Origin of the sequence: Mesobaculum littorinae (assembly GCF_004011175.1) — a bacterium.
GTDB lineage: Bacteria > Pseudomonadota > Alphaproteobacteria > Rhodobacterales > Rhodobacteraceae > Tranquillimonas > Tranquillimonas littorinae.
Window position 1 is genome coordinate 219,213 of the sequence record NZ_RQXX01000001.1, and the last position, 16,467, is coordinate 235,679.

Here is a 16,467-nt window from a genome sequence, read left to right on the forward strand (position 1 = left end):
GGGGCCGGCCGCCTGGGCCATAGGGTCACGGGCGGCCGCATGAGGAAACGCGGCCCCGTGTGGCAGGGTATCAGCCCCGGACGCCAGCGCACGTTTCGTAGGTCCGCCCCGTCGGACAGGGGCTGCCCGCGCCCTGCGGCCCCGCCGCGCATTGACCCGGGGGCGGGCATCGCCTTTACCTTGGCCACGAAATTCCCGGAGGTATGTCCATGATGATCCGTCCCACTCCGCTCGCCCTGGCCGCGGCGCTTCTGAGCAGCCCGGCCGTGGCGCAGGAGGTCAACATCTACTCCTACCGCCAACCCGAGCTGATCCAGCCGATCCTCGACGGGTTCACGAAGGCCACGGGGATCGAGACCAACGCCGCCTACATCAACCAGGGCTTGACCGAGCGACTGGTGGCCGAGGGCGACCGGTCGCCCGCCGACATCATCCTGACGGTCGATATTTCGCGCCTGACGCAGGCCAAGGAGGCCGGGGTGACCCAGCCCGTCAGCTCCGACGCTCTCTCGGCGCATATTCCCGCGGCGATGCGCGACGCCGAGGGGCACTGGTTCGGCGTCACCTATCGCGGTCGCATCGTCTACGCCGCGAAGGACCGCGTGGCCCCGGGCGAGATCACCACCTACGAGGCGCTCGCGGACCCCGAGTGGAAGGGCCGTATCTGCACCCGTTCAGGCACGCATTCCTACACGCTGGGGCTTGTCGCGGCGATGATCGCCCACCACGGCTATGACGCGACGAAGGAATGGGCGCAGGGGATCAAGGATAACCTCGCCCGTCCGCCCGCCGGCGACGACCGTGCGCAGGTCCGCGCGATCTGGGCCGGGGAATGCGACATCTCGCTGGGCAACACCTATTACATGGGGGCGATGCTGGACGACCCCGAGCAGGCCGAATGGGCCAACGCGGTGCGGATCGAGTTCCCGGTCTTCGAGGATACCGACACCACGCATGTCAACATATCGGGCGTGGCGATGACCCGCGCCGCGCCGCATCCCGAGGCCGCGCGCGCCTTCATGGACTACCTCGCCTCGCCCGAGGCACAGAAGATCTACGCCGAGGTCGTGCACGAGTATCCCGCCGACCCCGACACGCCGGCCTCGGACCTCGTGGCGAGCTGGGGCGAGATCCGGCCGGACGAAACGGACCTGCCCGAGATCGCCGCCAATCGCGACGACGCGCTGCGCCTGATGCAGGAGATCGACTTCGACGGCTGACCCCCCGGCGCAACGCACCAGTGGGGCGGGGCGCAGAGTCCGCCGTCCGTTTTAACGGTGCGGCGAGCGTCCCGCGGGTGACAAGCTGCGGGCCAGCGGCCGCCCTGACACTCGCCACGACCCTTGCGCGCTCCGACAGCCGCCGAACGTGCTTATCATTGCCGGTGACGGCCCGGACGGGCATCGCCTGTCTCGAAACGCCGGCTGTCGATCATCGCGCCTTGGCCACGGGGGCTGCGATGCGCGCGCGTTGCCCGTTGCGCGCGCAGACCCGCCTCGGTGCCGTAGGTCTCAGCGCCTTGGCCAGAGACAAATACGTGGCGCATGGCGCTTGACCCCACCGGCTCCTGGGCTTCTTTGATGGCGTGACGCTGCGAAGGAAAGGTCGGGCCATGGCGCTGGAAGACGCGAAGAACGAAGTTGATTCCGCATTCACGCGGCAGGGGCTCAAGGGCCGGTCCTTCGAGAATGCCTTCGGTGGCGCGGCCTCCTTCCTGCGGCGCAGCTATACCAAGGACCTGGTGGGCGTCGATCTGGCAGTGATGGGCGTGCCCTTCGACCAGGCGGTGACCAACCGTCCCGGGACGCGGCTGGGCCCGCGGGCGATCCGCGAGGCATCGCTGCTTCAGCCCTATGATCCGCCCTGGGGCTGGGATTTCGATCCGCTTGAGGAATTCGCCATCGCCGATACCGGCGATCTGGCCTTCGACTATGCCGATGTTGCGGCCTTCCCGCAGGTGCTGCAGTCCCGTGCGGCGCAGGTGGTTGAGGCGGGGGCCGGACTTCTGACCCTGGGTGGCGATCACTCGATCTCCTTGCCACTGTTGCGCGCGGTGGCCGCGCGGCACGGGCCGGTGGGGCTTGTCCAGTTCGACGCCCATTCCGACACCTGGGCCGACGACAACATGACCCGGATCGACCACGGGACGATGTTCTACAAGGCGGTGCGCGAAGGCATCGTCGATCCCGCGCGGTCGGTTCAAATCGGTATCCGGACCGTGAACCCCGACCCGCTGGGCATCCGCACGATCCCGGCGCGCGATGTGCACGAGCGCGGGGTCGCCTGGGTGGCCGACGCGATTCGCGAAACCGCCGGTACCGCGCCGTCCTACCTGAGTTTCGATATCGACGCGCTCGATCCCGCCTTCGCGCCCGGCACCGGAACGCCGGTCTGGGGCGGATTGGCCAGTTGGCAGGCCGCGGCGATCCTGCGCGATATCGCGGGGATCAACCTCGTCGCGGGCGACGTGGTCGAGGTCTCACCCCCCTTCGACACCACCGGCGCCACCGCGATTGCGGCCGCCCACGTGGCCACGGAAATCATGTGCCTGTGGTGCTGGACCCGCCAAGAGAAGGCGACCTGAGCGCCAAATGACGCGGGAGGTCGCCGCCGCCCAATGCCGGCCCGTGCGACGGGGAGCCTGGATCGGGCCTGCTTGGCAGGCGGGCGCGCGCTTTTAGGGAGCGATGCGATTTCGGCAGGCCGCGGACGCCTCCGGCGGAAGTATTTGGAAAGAGAAGAAACAGCTTACGGCCCGCGGTTCCCCGCGCTACCGCCTTACGTACTGTCAGATGGCGGCAGGCTTCGGACGACGCGGAACATCCTGCTTCTTCTCTTTAAAAATACTCCCGCCGGAGGCGGCGACCGGCCGGCAAGGCGCGCGCCGGTCCGGGCCTGTCGTACCTTACTGTGGGGTGGGGCTGTGCTTGACCGGGTTGCGGTAGATCATCCGCCGGACCGATCCGGTCTTCGACCGCATCAGGATCGTCTCGGTCGTCAGATGCGTGACCTCGCGCTTGATCCCCGGCAGGATCGAGCCATCGGTCACCCCGGTCGCGGCGAAGATCACGTCGCGCGTCACCATGTCGTCGCGGGTGTAGACGCGGTTGAGATTGGTGATCCCGGCCTTCTCGGCGCGGCTTTTTTCGTCATCGTTGCGGAACAGCAGCTTGCCGTAAAGCTGCCCGCCCATGCATTTGAGAGCCGCCGCGGCCAGGACGCCCTCGGGCGCGCCGCCGGAGCCCATGTACATGTCGATGCCCGTGCGCTCGGGCTCGGCACAGTGGATGATGCCGGCGACGTCGCCATCGGTGATCAGGCGGACCGCCGCGCCGGTAGTGCGGATCTCGGCAATCATCTCTTCGTGGCGGGGGCGTTCCAGCACGCAGACGGTGATGTCCTCGGTCGAGACGCCCCGCGCCGCGGCCAGTGCCGAGACGCGTTCCGACGGCGACATGTCCAGCGTCACCACACCCTGCCGGTAGCCCGGTCCGACGGCCAGCTTGTCCATGTAGACGTCGGGCGCGTGCAGCAGCGAGCCACGCGGACCCATCGCGATCACGGTCAGCGCGTTGGGCATGTCCTTGGCGGTCAGCGTCGTGCCCTCCAGCGGGTCGAGCGCGATATCCACGGCGGGCCCGTTGCCGGTGCCGACCTCCTCGCCGATGTAAAGCATCGGCGCCTCGTCGCGTTCGCCTTCGCCGATCACCACCGTTCCGGCGATGTCGAGCATGTTGAGCTGGTCGCGCATCGCGTTGACGGCTGCCTGGTCGGCGGCCTTTTCGTCCCCCCGCCCGATCAGCCGGGCCGAGGCGAGCGCCGCGGCCTCGGACACGCGGGCAAGGCCCAGCGACAGCAGTCGGTCGTTGAAATCGGGCTTGGACATGGACGGTGCTCCTCCGGGGTCTGGTTGCCCCGGGTCTAGCCCAGCCGCCGCAGGGCGCCAAGGCTGTTACCGCCGAAGGTGCGGCGGAATGCCCCGTGCATCGAACAGGGCCACGGGATCGCGGCTGGCGCGCCATCCTGCGGCGCGGGGTGTCCGTGTTGCGGGCCGGGGGGCGGCGGTCAGTCCGGGCCCGGCAGCAGCGGCAGGTCGCCCAGATAGTCGGGTTGCGGGCGGCAGGCCGTCAGGGGACGCAGGAGAAAGCGCTCGGGGTTCTCGATCCTGTCGAAGCGTGCCGCGCGCGGCGACCAGTTCCAGGCCTCGAGCCCGCCGGGCCGGTCGAGCAGCAGCAGGCCGTGGAATTGCCACCCCGCGTCCATCGCCGCAGAATCGAGCCCCGCGCGAAAGCTCGCCGCCCGCAATCCCGCGAGGCTGCGCACAGGCGCTTCGCGGCTGTGGCGGGCCAGGCAGTAGGGATCGGCGCCGGCGATGGTGCGGGCGGAGACCGAGATCTCGGCGACCGAGGCTAGCGACCAGAAGGCCGGGATGGCGCAAAGCGCCAGCGTAAGGCCGGCAAGCCCGCCGCCGATGCTGGCCAGTCCGCGGCGGTTCAGAAGCGCGAAGGAGGCCGCCGCCGCGAGGGAAACGATCCCCCCCAGAAGCAGCAGCACCTCGCCGATGCCGGGCTCCAGACGGTAGGCCGACATCGTCAGCACCGCGCCCGCGGTGCCCACCATCAGCGCCGAGACATAGGCCGCGCGCATCCCCGTCCGCAGCCCGAGGGCCCGCAACAGGCCCAGCACCAACGGCAGAAGAGGCGCCAGCTGCGCCGCGAGGATGAGGGCCAGGCGCGTTGCCTCGGCGCCCTGCGGGTGCGCCAGGTCGGAGGGAAGCGGGGCCAGTCCCAGAGCGATCACCGTGCCGCAGGCGATGAGGACCGCGGTGGCCCAGCGACGCGGCCGTGGCGTGGGCCGGCGCGGCGCCTCGACCCGGGCGGCGGCGCCGCGGCGCACCGTTTGGGCCGCGTCCTCCGGAAGCTCGCCGCCGCTGGCAGGGCGCCGCGGCGGGCGGCGGCGGGCGAACCTGTGCGGCTGGGTGAGCGGCGGCGCCAGCCCGGCGCCGGCGTGTCCGGCCCCGCTCAAACGTCTTCGATGCGGATCGCGACAGGTGTGCCGGACAGAACGCCGGTGCCCGCCATCTGCGATATCGCATGGTCGAGCGCCCCGCGCCCGGTCTTGTGCGTGACGATCAGCACCGGTGCCGTCGACGTGTCGGCATGGCCGTATTGCCGCATCCGGTCGATCGAGATCCCGGCATCGCCCAGAACGGTGGCGATCTTGGCCAGCGCCCCGGGTTTGTCCTGCAACGTCAGGCGCAGGTAATAGGGGGCGGGCGTCGGCTGGCTGGCCGCGGGCGCGGGCGCCAGGCCCGAAGCCGGTTGGCCGAAGGTCGACAGGCGGGTGCCGCGCGCCAGGTCGAGGATGTCCGACATCACCGCGCTGGCGGTCGGTCCTTCGCCCGCGCCGGCGCCGCCCAGCGTGACACGGCCCACGGCGTCGCCTTCCAGCACGACCATGTTCATCGCGTTCTCGAGCTGGCCCAGCGGGCTGGCCGCGGGCACGAGGCAGGGCGACATGCGCTGTTCCAACCCCCGCCCTGACATCCTCGCGACGCCCAGAAGCTTGATCCGGAACCCCATGTCGGCGGCCTGCTCGATGTCGTCGATGGTGATCCGCTCGATCCCCTCCATCATCATGGCGTCGAAATCGACCCGGGTGCCGAAGGCGATCGCGGCCAGCAGAGCCAGCTTGTGACCCGCGTCGATGCCACCCACGTCAAGCGTCGGGTCGGCTTCGAGATATCCCAGCGCCTGCGCCTCGGCGAAGACCTCGTCATAGGTGAGGCCGGCACGCTCCATCCGGGTCAGGATGTAATTGCAGGTGCCGTTCATCACGCCCATGACACGGGTAATCTCGTTGCCGGCAAGCCCCTCGGTCAGCGCCTTGACCACCGGGATGCCGCCGGCGACGGCGGCTTCGAACCGGATTGCGGCGCCCGCGGCCTCGGCCGCTTCGGCCAGCCGCTGGCCATGATGGGCCAGAAGCGCCTTGTTCGCCGTCACCACGTCCTTGCCCGCGGCGATCGCGGCTTCGACCAGCGCCAGCGCGGGGCCGTCATGGCCGCCGATCAGCTCGACCACCACGTCGACATCGTCGCGCGCGGCCAGCGCGGTGGCGTCGTCTTCCCAGCCGTAGTCGCCCAGCCGGACGCCGCGGTCGCGGCTGCGGTCGCGGGCCGAGACGGCCGTCACCACCACGTCGCGCCCCGCGCGCCGGCCTAGCAAGGCGCCGTGGCGCTGGATCGCGCGCAAAACGCCGACCCCGACCGTGCCGAGCCCCGCGATGCCGAGACGGAGGGGGCCTTGGGTATCGGGGCTCGGGGTCATGAGGAAAGGCTCCGGGAAAATCTGAATTCGCGGCGAAGGCTTAGCGTGTTTGCCCGGGACGGGCAATGTGGACCGTGCCGCAGGCCGCAGGCGAACGACCAACGGCGTGCAGTGTCCGGGGGCCGGGCGCGGGATCAGCAGTGCCCTTCGAGCGAACTCGTCGGAGCTTAGCTGCCGGACGGAAAGGTCTGATCCGCGATCTGCCGGTCGCGCAGGGCCGCGGCGCGTTCCCGCAGGAGCCGCGCCCGTTCGGCCAGATCGCCGGTGCCCGACGCGGGTGGCGTGCCGATGGCGCCGGCGCGCCGGGCCAGCTGGGCGGCCTCTTCGGGCGGGAACCGGGGGGCGGCGTTGGCGGCGGCCGTCGCCTCGCCCAGCGGCAGAAGCCGGGGGTAGGGCGCCCGGGACGCGGCCGCGGTGTCGGTCGCGGACAGATCTGGCGGAGCGGCACAGGCCGACAGGGCAAGCAGGCCGAGGGCGAGGGGGCGAAGCATAGGCGCGGGATCCCGGAATTGATCGCGGCGAAGATAGACGCGGCCCGGGGGCTGCGGCAAGGGCTGCGGCAAGGGCGACTGGACGCCCACCCTCGGTGTCCGCTCGGGGCGTCGATGGTGGCCGGTCCCGCGGCGCAGGGCCCGGAAAACGTCATGCGCCCGCGCCCTGCGCGCCGCAATTCCGCCGCAACGATTGCCGAGAGACGGGCGCGGGCGCACCGCTCATCCGGCTCGTGTCCGTCGCGCCCACTTTACCGTCGTTCAAGGTATTTCCGATGAAGATTTACGAGTTTCTCGCCCGCCGCAACTGGCCCCGCAGCTATTCGGGGAAGATCATGCTGGTCAGCTTTCTGGGCGTCCATATCCCGATGCTGGGGGCTGTGACCTACGTCCTGATGAACGACGGCACGCCGTTCAAGGAGCAGATCGGCGTCCTTGCGGCCATGCTCGTCGCCACGCTTCTGGGCACCGCGGGGACGATGTTCGTCATGCACGCGCTGCTGGCGCCGATGCAGGCCGCGACCCGCGCCGCAGACGGCTACCTGCGCGACAGGCGGACCCCGCGCCTGCCGGTGCGCTATACCGACGAGGCCGGCGTGCTCATGGCGTCGGTGCAAGAGGCGATCACCCGGCTGGACACCGCGCTTGCGACGACCGAGATGCAGCGCGCGCAACTGGAGACCGACCACCGGGCAAAGTTCAAGATGCTGGCCGGCATGCGCCACGACTTCCGCACGCCGCTGACGCATATCCTGGGGTTTGCCGAGCTGATGAAGGCCGAGACCCTGGGCCCGCTGGGCGGCGAGGCCTATCGCAAGTATGCCGCGACGATCGGCCGGTCGGGTCAGGAGCTTTTGCAGACGCTGCAATCGGTGCTGGACCTGTCGGACGCGGAAACCCGGCACCAGATCAGCGAGGACAGCGAAACCATCGACCTGGTCGACTATGCGCAGCGGGCGATTTCGCTGGAGCACCTGAATGCCGAACGCCGCGGCGTGCAGGTCGAACTGGCCGGGCCGAAGGTGCTTACGGCCCATACCGTGCCGGGGGTGGCGCGTAACCTTCTTTCGGCGCTGGTCGAGGCCGGCGTCGCCCGCACGCCCCAGGGCGGCAGTGTCATCCTCGGCCTGGCGCAGGGCGGGGCAGGGCCCGAGTTCTGGGCGACCAGCCTTGGCGGCACCCTTGCACTTGAGGATGTGCCGCCCGAAATGGAGGGATTTTTCGACGACCTGCAAAGCGGCACCGGCGCAACGTCGGGCACTGCCGAAACCTCGACGCCGATGACGCTACGGCTGTCGCTGATCGACACGCTGGCCCGGGCCATCGGCGCGCGGCTGACGATGGATCAGGCGCCGGGGCAGGGGTTCCGCCTGCGCGTGGAGCTGGCTCCGGCGTCGGCGACCCCGGCCTCCGACACCTGCGGCCGTGCCACGGCGGGAATCGCGGCAGAGTAAACGCACCGCGCCTCGGCTGAGGGGGCGGAGGAGCCAAGGCGCCCGTCCCGCATTCGGCCTGCGACCGCTGGCGAAGGTGCCATGGGGGCGGCAGCCCGGCCCATGGCGCCGCCGTGTGGTCAGACGCCGTGGAGCGACCAGGCATTACGACGGCGGACTTCACCCGACCTGTCCGTAGTGCCGGGCGCGTCACCGCGAGACGCTAGGCCCGCGTCGGCGGGGCGGCCGCGCGTCTGGCCTGCACCCAGTTCCACCCCAGGATCGCGGCCAGGGCCAGTGCGCCCAGGGTCTCGACCGCGAAGCTGGGGTGGAAGACGGCAATCGTCGCGGGCACCACGGCCACGCGTGACACGATGTCCATGGGGGCGAACAGCCACCCCTCCAGCGCGGCGGCGAAGGCGGCCAGCGCCAGCACCGCGATCACGCCGGAATAGAACACGTAGGGGACCGGCCCGCCCAGGATGATCTCGGGGTTGTAGACCATGAAGACCGGGATCAGGTAGAGACCTTTTGCGAATTTCCACGCCTGGACCGAGGTCTCCAACGGTTTCGACCCGGCGATGGCCGCCCCTGCGAAGCCGGCGAGCGCGATGGGCGGGGTCACGTTGCTGTCCTGCGAATACCAGAACACCACCAGGTGGGCGATTAGCAGCGGCACGCCGAACTGCTCGGACAGGGCCGGGCCCACCAGCACGATCAGCACGATGTAGGAGGCCGTCACCGGCAGCCCCATCCCGAGGATCAGGCTGGCTACCAGGATCAGGATCAGCGCCACCACCAGGTGCCCGCCCGACAGCGCGATCATCATCGAGGAGAATTTCAACCCAAGCCCGGTCAGGCCGACCACACCGACGATGATGCCCGCGATTGCGCAGGCCATCGACACGGCGACCGCATTGCGCGCGCCGAGGATCAGCGCCCGGCCGATCACATCGACCCCGCCGCGCAGCGCCGCGGCGATGGCGGCGCCCGTGGGCCTTGTACCGCGGCGCGGCCCGATGACGAAAAGCTCGGCCGCCCCGCGCAGTGCCGCCACCGCGACGACCGACAGGATCGCCCAGAAGCCCACGCGCATCGGCGACAGGTTCATCACCAGAAGCCAGATCAGCACCACCAGCGGCAGGATGAACTGCCACCCCGCCGCCAGCACCGCGCGCACCCGGGGAAGTTCGTCGGTCGGCATCCCCTCCATGCCGCGCTTCATCGCGACGATGTGGACGAAAAGGTAGACCGTCCCGAGGTAGAGGATCGCCGGAAAGATCGAGACGAGGACGATCTGCAGATAGGGAATGCGTGTGTATTCCGAGATCAGGAAAGCGCCTGCGCCCATCAGCGGCGGGGTGATCTGCCCCCCGGTCGAGGCCGCGGCCTCGATCCCGCCGGCCTGCGCGGGGCGGTAGCCCAGCCGCTTCATCAGAGGGATGGTGAAGGCGCCGGTGGTCACCACGTTGGCGATGGCCGATCCGCTGATCGACCCCATCCCGGCGCTGGCCAGCACCGCGGCCTTGGCGGGCCCGCCGGGCCTGCGGCCGGTGGCGGCATAGGCGAGATCGATGAAGAACTTGCCCGCGCCCGTCACCTCGAGAAACGCGCCGAAAAGGACGAAGACGAAGATATAGGTTGCCGCCACGCCCAGCGGCAGACCGTAGATCCCCTCTTGCCCGAGATAGAGCTGCCCCACCAGCCGGTCGAGCGAATTGCCCCGGTGCGACAGGATCCCCGGCAGCCAGTCGCCCAGCCAGGGCAGGGCGCCGCGCGGACCGGCAAAGCCGTAGAGGATCGCCACCACGCCGATCAGCGTCATCGGTAGCCCGATGGCCCGGCGCGAGGCTTCGAGCACGGCGAGCGTCGTCAGGATGCCCATCCAGATGTCGGTCTGCGTCCAGAACCCCGCGCGTCCGAAGATCGCGTCGAGGTTCCACGAGATATAGGCGCCACTGGCGACCGCGGCGGCAAGGAACAGCGCGTCGAGCGTCCAGCCCAGCGGCCCGCGCGGGCGGTCACCCAGGGCCGGAAACATCAGCGCGCAGAGCACCATGATGAACGCGAGGTGGATCGAGCGCTGGTAGAACAGGCCCAAGGGTTCGATCCCGGCGCCGTAAAGCTGGAACAGCGACAGCGCGATGCCGACGGCACCGATGGCAAGCGCCACCGGGGGCGGCTGGTCCGGCGCGCCCGTCGGGTCCGAGGATCCGGGCAGGGGCGCCTGGGTCGCGGGCGCCGGGTCGGCCAGCCTTGCGGCGCGGGTCTCGGGCTCGGTCACCGCGGTCTCCTCATGGTATCAGGTGCAACGTGACGCGGCGCCCGGCGGCGCGGGCCGACAGGTCGTGGTCGGTGCCGTCCACCTGCAGGCGGTGGTCGGTCGAGGCGCGCCCGACCCGCAGGGGCAGGCGGTTGCCGGGGATCGGTTCGTCGATCCCCTCGATCCAGTAGCCGCCCCCTGCGGCGGGGCGAACCTGGCCGCGGCCCGGCACTTCGCCAAGGCCCGCGGCGTAGTCGTGCAGGTAGGAGCGGTCGAGCACCATCTGCCCCGCGCGGGTGACGAAGCAATCCGCGACGCGACCCCCGGTGACGGAGTGGTTCCAGACCAGGCACCACGCGTCGCCCGCGGGGATCTGCAGGCTCATCACGACCACGCCATCCTCGTCCTCGACGGCGAGCGTCGCCGCGCCGGCGGGCGGGGCCAGCAGGCAGGCGGCGAGACCGGCGAATCCCAGGCGGGCAAATCCCCGGCGGGCATGACGAGCGGCCCGTCGGGGCCGCCCGCCTTGCGTTCCCGCGTGGCTCAAGGACGCAGGTCGTCTGGTACGGTTTCGCCGATTTCCTCGTAGTAGCGGATCGCGCCCGGGTGGAACGGGATCGGCGTCGAGGACAGCGAAAACTCGACCGTGGTGTCGTTGGCCGCCGGATGCACGGCAATCAGCTCGTCCGTGTGTTCGAACATCGCCTTGGTGATCTGGTAGGCCAGCTCTTCGTCCATCGCGGCATTGGCGACCAGCACGTTGGGGATCGAGATGGTGGGCACGTCCTCGTCCACGCCCTCGTAGAGGCCCGCGCCGAGGGTATAGGGGGCAAAGACGGGCTGCACCTCGCTGGCCGCTGCGATTTCGTCCTCGCTCAGCGGGATCATCCTGATGTCGCGCGACGCGGCGAGGTTCAGGATCGAGCTGGTCGGAGGGCCGACCGACCAGAAGCCCGCGTCGATGTCGCCGTCGCGCAGCGCATCGGCCGTCTCGTTGAAGTTCAGCCGCTGCTCGTCGATATCGTCGTAGGTGATCCCGTTCGACGTCAGTACCTGTTCGGCGTTGACCTCGGTGCCCGACCCCGGGGCGCCCACCGACACGCGCTTGCCGACCAGATCCTGCAGGCTTTCGATGCCGCTGTCGGCCAGCGTCACGATCTGCACGGCATTGGGGTAGATCGAGGCGATGGCGCGCGCGGCCTCGACGGGGCGGTCGGTGAAGGGGTCGATTTCGCCCATCGCGGCGCCGTAGACGGTGTCGGCCAGCGCGATGGCAAGGTCGGTTTCCTCGCGTGCGATCAGCGCCATGTTCTCGACCGAGGCGCCGGTGACTTCGGCGGTGGCCTGGGCGCCGTCGACATAGCTGCCGATCAGCTCGGCCAGTCCGCCGCCGTAGGGATAATAGGTGCCGCCGGTTCCGCCGGTGGCGATAGAGAGATCCTGCGCGACCGCGCCCGTCCCGAATGTGCCGGTGCCGAGCGTCATCAGCGCCGCGCAGGCAATGCCTAGCCGTGTCATGTGTCGTCCTCCCATGGTGCCCGCGGTTCTGTCGCCGTGGGCCTGTGCCATGGGGGCAAATTCAGGCCCCGGTTGTCAATGGCGCAGAAATGGGGAGGGCCCTGCGGCGCAGGTCGCCGGCAAGCTGCACGGGGTGGGGCGCTGCGGGGAGATACCCGGGCGCGGTTCGCAAGGCCGGGTGCCAGGACGGGGGCTGCGGAACCGGGGGAAGTGCGGAAACGGGCGGGGGCGCGGGCCCCCGCCCGAGGCCCTTCAGGGCAGGTAGGGCAGGATCTTGTCCAGCGTCGCGGGATAGTCCCGGATCCGCACGCCGGTGGCGTTGTGGATTGCGTTGGTGACCGCCGCGGCGGCGCCGCAAATCCCCAGCTCGCCGATGCCCTTGGCCTGCATCGGGTTGGCGTAGGGATCGCGCTCCTGAAGGAAATGCACCTCGAGCTTGGGCACGTCCAGGTTCACCGGCAGGTGGTATTCCGCGAAGTCGTTGTTCACGACGTGCCCGTCACGGGTGTCGAACAGCATCTCTTCGGTCAGCGCCATGCCGATGCCGAAGGTCATGCCGCCAAGGCACTGCGACCGCGCGGTCTTTTCGTTCAGCACCCGCCCGCAGGCAAAGGTGCCTAGCATTCGCCGCACACGAGTCTCGCCGGTGTGCCGGTTCACCGCCACCTCGGCGAAGTGCGACCCAAAGGTCGCCTGAAACGCCTTGGACGCGATGTCGCCGGGTTCGATATGCCCCTCGGCCTCGAACGGGGTCTCGCCGACAAGGTCGGCCAGCGCGTGCGTCTTGTTGGCGGCAATCGCTTGCCCGTCCTTCAGCGTCAGGTCGGCCTCGTCGCAATCAAGCTTGTCGGCGATCTGCCGGCGCAGTTCCATCGCGGCAAGGTAGACCGACGTGCCGGAAGAGGCCGCCCCGAAGGACCCGCCCGAGCCGGAGCCCGGGGGCAGGTCGGTATCGCCAAGCTTGGTGGTCACCTTCTCCATCGGCAGGCCCAGAAGCTCGCCCGCGATCTGGGTCAGGATGGCGTAGGTGCCGGTGCCGATATCGGTCATGTCGGTCTCGACCGTCGCGCCCTCGGCCGTCAGCGTGATGCGCGCTTTCGACTCCATCAGCATGTTCACCCGCACGGCCGAGGCCATGCCCATGCCGATCAGCCACTCGCCCTCTTGCACCGCGCCGGGGGTCGGGTTGCGCTTGTCCCAGCCGAACTTTTCGGCGCCGTCGCGCAGTGCTTCGGCCAGCATGTTCGACGAAAACGGGATGTCCTGCCCCGGCGGCGTTTCGGGGATATTCTTCAGCCGGAACTCCAACGGGTCCATGCCCAGCTTCTCGGCCATCTCGTCCATGGCATTCTCGAAGATCGGAACGCCGATCGCCTCGCCAGGCGCGCGGACCGACCCGGCGATCACGCGGTTGATCGTCGCGACCTCCTGCCCGATGGCGCGATTCTCGGCGGCATAGGTGAAGGGCGTCGCCTGGGTGACCGGTTCGGCAAAGCCTTCGTCGGGAAGGTTGTAGACCCGGTTGTCGTGGCCGATGCCCAGAAGCTTGCCGGTCTCGTCGGCGGCAAGGCGGATGCGCTGGCGGCACTGGGCGCGGTGGGTGATCGTCTCGAACACCTGCTGGCGCGGCATCACCACGCGCACCGGGCGGCCCAGGTCGCGCGCGGCCAGAGCGGCTGCAACTGCCTCGGGCGAGATCCCGAGTTTCGAGCCGAAGCCGCCGCCGACATAGGGCGACAGGATGCGCACGTTCTTCGGGTCGATGCCCAGAGAATCCGCCAGTTCGTTCCGGTTGTACTTCAGCATCTGGTAGGAGCCGTGCAGCGTCAGCCGGTCGCCGTCCCACTCGGCCATCGAAGCATGCGGCTCCATCGCCGAGGAATTGTGCCCCGGCGTGGTCCAGACCTCGTCAAGCGTGACAGGCGCGGTCTTCATCACGCCGTCAAGGTCGCCCTGGCTCGATTGCTTGCCCTCGGGCCGTTCGGTCTGCACGGCGTCGGGGTCGAGCCGTGCCTCCTGCGGCAGGTAGCTGACCGACAGGTGGTTGGCGCCGTGGCGCGCCGCCTCGAAGCTGTCGCCCACGACCAGCGCGATGGGCTGGCCGAAATAGAGAACCTCGTCATTGCCCTGTGCGGGCGCGGCGTCGGCCATGCCCTGCGCCGGGACGCGCAGGAGCTTGGGGTCGGTGATCACCTTGACGATGCCCGGCATCGCCTCGACGGCCGAGGCGTCGATCTTCTCGACCTTGCCAGCGGGGACCGTGGCGCGCACCAGCACGCCGTAGGCCATGTCGGGGCGCTGCCATTCGGCGGCATAGGTTGCCTGGCCCGACACCTTCAGCGCGCCGTCGGGGCGATTGGCTCCGGTGCCGATGACGCCCTGCGCCATGTGGTCGAGACGATTTTCCTCGTCGGGATTGTCGAGCTTGAGATGCAGGGTCATTGCGGCTCTCCCATCTGGGTGGCCTCGGACAACGCGGCCTTGAGCGTGCGCCGGAGGAGGGGGATCTTGAAGTCGTTGCCACCCTGGCCCCTGGCGTCCGCCAGGATCAGGTCCGCGGCTTCGTCAAACAGCGCGTCGGAGGGGGCCTTGCCCTTCATCAGCGCCTCGGCCCTGTCGTCGCGCCACGGCTTGTGCGCGACTCCGCCGAAGGCAAGCCGGACGTCGCCGATGCTGTCGCCGTCCATCCGCGCGACGGCTGCCACGGACACCAGCGCGAAGGCATAGGAAGCCCGGTCGCGCACCTTGCGGTACACGTGACGCCCGCCGGGCGGCGGCGGCAGGATCACGGCGGTGATCAGCTCGCCCGCCTTCAGCACGGTTTCGACCGCGGGGGTGTCCCCGGGCAGGCGGTGGAACTCGGCCATCTGGATGGTGCGTCGGGCGCCATCGGTGCCCTCGACCTCGACCTCGGCATCGAGCGCGCGCATCGCGACGGCCATGTCGCTGGGATGTGTTGCGATGCAGTGTTCCGATGCGCCGAGGATCGCGTGCAGCCGTGTCTGCCCCCCGATGGCGGCGCACCCCGATCCGGGCTGACGTTTGTTGCAGGGCATCGCGGTGTCGTAGAAATAGTAGCAGCGCGTCCGTTGCAGCAGGTTGCCGCCCGTCGTCGCCTTGTTGCGCAACTGACCGCTGGCACCTGACAGCAGGGCGCGGGACAGCACCGCGTAATCGCGGCGCACCCGCCGGTCGGCGGCAAGATCGCTGTTCGACACCAGCGCGCCGACACGCAGGCCGCCGGTGTCGGTCTCTTCGATGTCGTGCAGGTCCAGCCGGTTGATGTCGACCAGCTTCTCAGGCGCCATCACCTCGAGCTTCATCAGGTCGAGAAGATTGGTCCCCCCGGCGATGAAGCTCGCGCCCTCGTCGCTGGCGCTTGCCACCGCGTCCGAGGTGGCGGCGGCGCGATCATAGGTGAAATCTCTCACGATGCCGTCTCCTTCACGCTTTCGCGGATTGCGGCGACGATGTTGGGATAGGCCGAGCAACGGCAGAGGTTGCCGCTCATCCGTTCGGCGATTTCCTCGTCGCTCAGGGTGTCGATGTCGTCGAGATCGTCGCTGACGAAGCTGGGCCACCCGGCTTTAGCCTCTTCCAGCATCGCCGTGGCCGAACAGATCTGCCCGGGCGTGCAAAAGCCGCACTGGAATCCGTCATGTTCGACGAATGCCTTCTGGAGCGGGGCGAGGTTGTCGGGCGTGCCGATGCCCTCGATCGTGGTGATCTCGTCGCCGTCGTGCATGCAGGCAAGCGTCAGGCAGGAATTGATGCGCCGTCCGTTCACGATGACGGTGCAGGCACCGCACTGGCCGTGATCGCAGCCTTTCTTCGAGCCGGTCAGGCCCAGGTGCTGGCGCAACGCGTCGAGAAGGGTGGTGCGGACATCGGCGTCGAGCTGGCGCTCTTCCCCGTTGATCCGGAGGGAGGTCTTCATCGGGACATCCTTAATCTGGCTGGCTAAATCTGGCTGGTGAACTGGTGGTGTCCGGTCGACAAACGGAGGAACCGTTTCGCGTAGAACCCCGTCGGGGAGGTGATGTTCCGACCCGCCTTCGCAACGTCAGCGCGAACCCGTGCCGCCTCGATGGCTGCCGAAGCTGTCCCGAGACGGGCGCAGAGAGGCGGGGCCGCGGCGAAATCGGCGGCAACTTGCCAAATAACGACGTCTTTTGCGGGTTTCCGCGCGCCCGGTGAGACAGCGGGGAGGGCGCGATCTGCCGCGCCGACGGACGTTCGGCCACCCGGGGCAGCAGGCATCGGCGCCTTGCCATGTTGGCCCAGTCGCCTTCGCCGCCACCATACGCCCGATCACGGAATCGCGATTTTCGTTAAGTTATGCTTAATGAGAATACCAGCCATGCGTCACGACGGTGGCACAATGCAGTTTGTAATCTGATAGGGGTCGAAGCTTGGACCCGAAATTCTGCTGA

Annotated in this window: 13 protein-coding genes; 3 read left to right on the forward strand and 10 right to left on the reverse strand. The window is 69.2% G+C overall.

Annotation, left to right across the window (positions count from 1 at the left end; translation table 11 throughout):
* The first annotated feature begins 209 nt into the window (after nucleotides 1-209).
* The gene (locus tag EKE94_RS01090; protein ID WP_127904763.1) at nucleotides 210-1,220 is read left to right on the forward strand and encodes a Fe(3+) ABC transporter substrate-binding protein; all 1,011 of its coding nucleotides are present in this window, start codon (nucleotides 210-212) and stop codon (nucleotides 1,218-1,220) included.
* Between the two features lie 392 nt (nucleotides 1,221-1,612).
* On the forward strand, nucleotides 1,613-2,584 hold the full coding sequence (gene speB / locus EKE94_RS01095) for an agmatinase (protein ID WP_127904764.1): 972 nt from the start codon (nucleotides 1,613-1,615) through the stop codon (nucleotides 2,582-2,584).
* Nucleotides 2,585-2,905: 321 nt separating this feature from the next.
* On the opposite strand, the gene glpX is transcribed toward speB, so the two are convergent.
* The 4 genes from glpX to EKE94_RS01115 form a co-directional block, all read right to left on the reverse strand.
* Nucleotides 2,906-3,886, reverse strand: a complete 981-nt coding sequence (glpX, locus tag EKE94_RS01100; RefSeq protein ID WP_127904765.1) for a class II fructose-bisphosphatase — start codon at nucleotides 3,884-3,886, stop codon at nucleotides 2,906-2,908.
* 179 nt (nucleotides 3,887-4,065) lie between these two features.
* Entirely contained in the window at nucleotides 4,066-5,025 is a 960-nt protein-coding gene (locus EKE94_RS01105) for a hypothetical protein (protein WP_164870776.1), read from the reverse strand.
* Complete coding sequence (locus tag EKE94_RS01110) at nucleotides 5,022-6,329, reverse strand: homoserine dehydrogenase (RefSeq protein WP_127904767.1); 1,308 nt, start codon at nucleotides 6,327-6,329, stop codon at nucleotides 5,022-5,024. Before EKE94_RS01110 ends, EKE94_RS01105 begins: the two co-directional genes overlap by 4 nt.
* A 167-nt stretch (nucleotides 6,330-6,496) precedes the next feature.
* The gene (locus EKE94_RS01115; protein ID WP_127904768.1) at nucleotides 6,497-6,820 is read right to left on the reverse strand and encodes a hypothetical protein; all 324 of its coding nucleotides are present in this window, start codon (nucleotides 6,818-6,820) and stop codon (nucleotides 6,497-6,499) included.
* 275 nt (nucleotides 6,821-7,095) lie between these two features.
* Between EKE94_RS01115 and EKE94_RS01120 the strand changes: the two genes are divergently transcribed.
* Complete coding sequence (locus EKE94_RS01120; protein WP_127904769.1) at nucleotides 7,096-8,274, forward strand: sensor histidine kinase; 1,179 nt, start codon at nucleotides 7,096-7,098, stop codon at nucleotides 8,272-8,274.
* 202 nt (nucleotides 8,275-8,476) lie between these two features.
* Here the strand turns inward: EKE94_RS01120 and EKE94_RS01125 are convergent, their stop codons facing one another.
* The 6 genes from EKE94_RS01125 to EKE94_RS01150 all read right to left on the reverse strand — a co-directional run bounded on the left by EKE94_RS01125 (nucleotide 8,477) and on the right by EKE94_RS01150 (nucleotide 15,971).
* Nucleotides 8,477-10,537 carry a TRAP transporter permease gene (locus EKE94_RS01125; protein ID WP_235855853.1) on the reverse strand — a complete coding sequence of 687 codons (2,061 nt, stop codon included), beginning with the start codon at nucleotides 10,535-10,537 and terminating at the stop codon, nucleotides 8,477-8,479.
* A 10-nt stretch (nucleotides 10,538-10,547) separates the two neighbouring features.
* The gene (locus EKE94_RS01130; RefSeq protein WP_235855854.1) at nucleotides 10,548-11,063 is read right to left on the reverse strand and encodes a DUF1850 domain-containing protein; all 516 of its coding nucleotides are present in this window, start codon (nucleotides 11,061-11,063) and stop codon (nucleotides 10,548-10,550) included.
* Nucleotides 11,060-12,034: a TAXI family TRAP transporter solute-binding subunit gene (locus tag EKE94_RS01135; protein WP_127904770.1), complete on the reverse strand. Its 975-nt coding sequence runs from the start codon at nucleotides 12,032-12,034 to the stop codon at nucleotides 11,060-11,062. Before EKE94_RS01135 ends, EKE94_RS01130 begins: the two co-directional genes overlap by 4 nt.
* Before the next feature lie 252 nt (nucleotides 12,035-12,286).
* Nucleotides 12,287-14,476 carry a xanthine dehydrogenase family protein molybdopterin-binding subunit gene (locus EKE94_RS01140; RefSeq protein ID WP_127904771.1) on the reverse strand — a complete coding sequence of 730 codons (2,190 nt, stop codon included), beginning with the start codon at nucleotides 14,474-14,476 and terminating at the stop codon, nucleotides 12,287-12,289.
* Nucleotides 14,473-15,465, reverse strand: coding sequence for an FAD binding domain-containing protein (locus EKE94_RS01145; protein ID WP_127904772.1), 993 nt, complete (start codon nucleotides 15,463-15,465; stop codon nucleotides 14,473-14,475). The genes EKE94_RS01140 and EKE94_RS01145 overlap by 4 nt, the downstream gene beginning before the upstream one ends.
* Nucleotides 15,462-15,971 (reverse strand): 2Fe-2S iron-sulfur cluster-binding protein, encoded by a 510-nt coding sequence (locus tag EKE94_RS01150; RefSeq protein ID WP_127904773.1) that lies wholly within the window; start codon nucleotides 15,969-15,971, stop codon nucleotides 15,462-15,464. The genes EKE94_RS01145 and EKE94_RS01150 overlap by 4 nt, the downstream gene beginning before the upstream one ends.
* Nucleotides 15,972-16,467 lie beyond the last annotated feature (496 nt).

Bases quoted from the DNA above. Each gene is read 5' to 3' on its own strand.
- EKE94_RS01090 (WP_127904763.1), top strand. From the start codon at position 210: ATGATGATCCGTCCCACTCCGCTCGCCCTGGCCGCGGCGCTTCTGAGC.
- speB (WP_127904764.1), top strand. From the start codon at position 1,613: ATGGCGCTGGAAGACGCGAAGAACGAAGTTGATTCCGCATTCACGCGG.
- glpX (WP_127904765.1), bottom strand. From the start codon at position 3,886: ATGTCCAAGCCCGATTTCAACGACCGACTGCTGTCGCTGGGCCTTGCC.
- EKE94_RS01110 (WP_127904767.1), bottom strand. From the start codon at position 6,329: ATGACCCCGAGCCCCGATACCCAAGGCCCCCTCCGTCTCGGCATCGCG.
- EKE94_RS01115 (WP_127904768.1), bottom strand. From the start codon at position 6,820: ATGCTTCGCCCCCTCGCCCTCGGCCTGCTTGCCCTGTCGGCCTGTGCC.
- EKE94_RS01120 (WP_127904769.1), top strand. From the start codon at position 7,096: ATGAAGATTTACGAGTTTCTCGCCCGCCGCAACTGGCCCCGCAGCTAT.
- EKE94_RS01135 (WP_127904770.1), bottom strand. From the start codon at position 12,034: ATGACACGGCTAGGCATTGCCTGCGCGGCGCTGATGACGCTCGGCACC.
- EKE94_RS01140 (WP_127904771.1), bottom strand. From the start codon at position 14,476: ATGACCCTGCATCTCAAGCTCGACAATCCCGACGAGGAAAATCGTCTC.
- EKE94_RS01150 (WP_127904773.1), bottom strand. From the start codon at position 15,971: ATGAAGACCTCCCTCCGGATCAACGGGGAAGAGCGCCAGCTCGACGCC.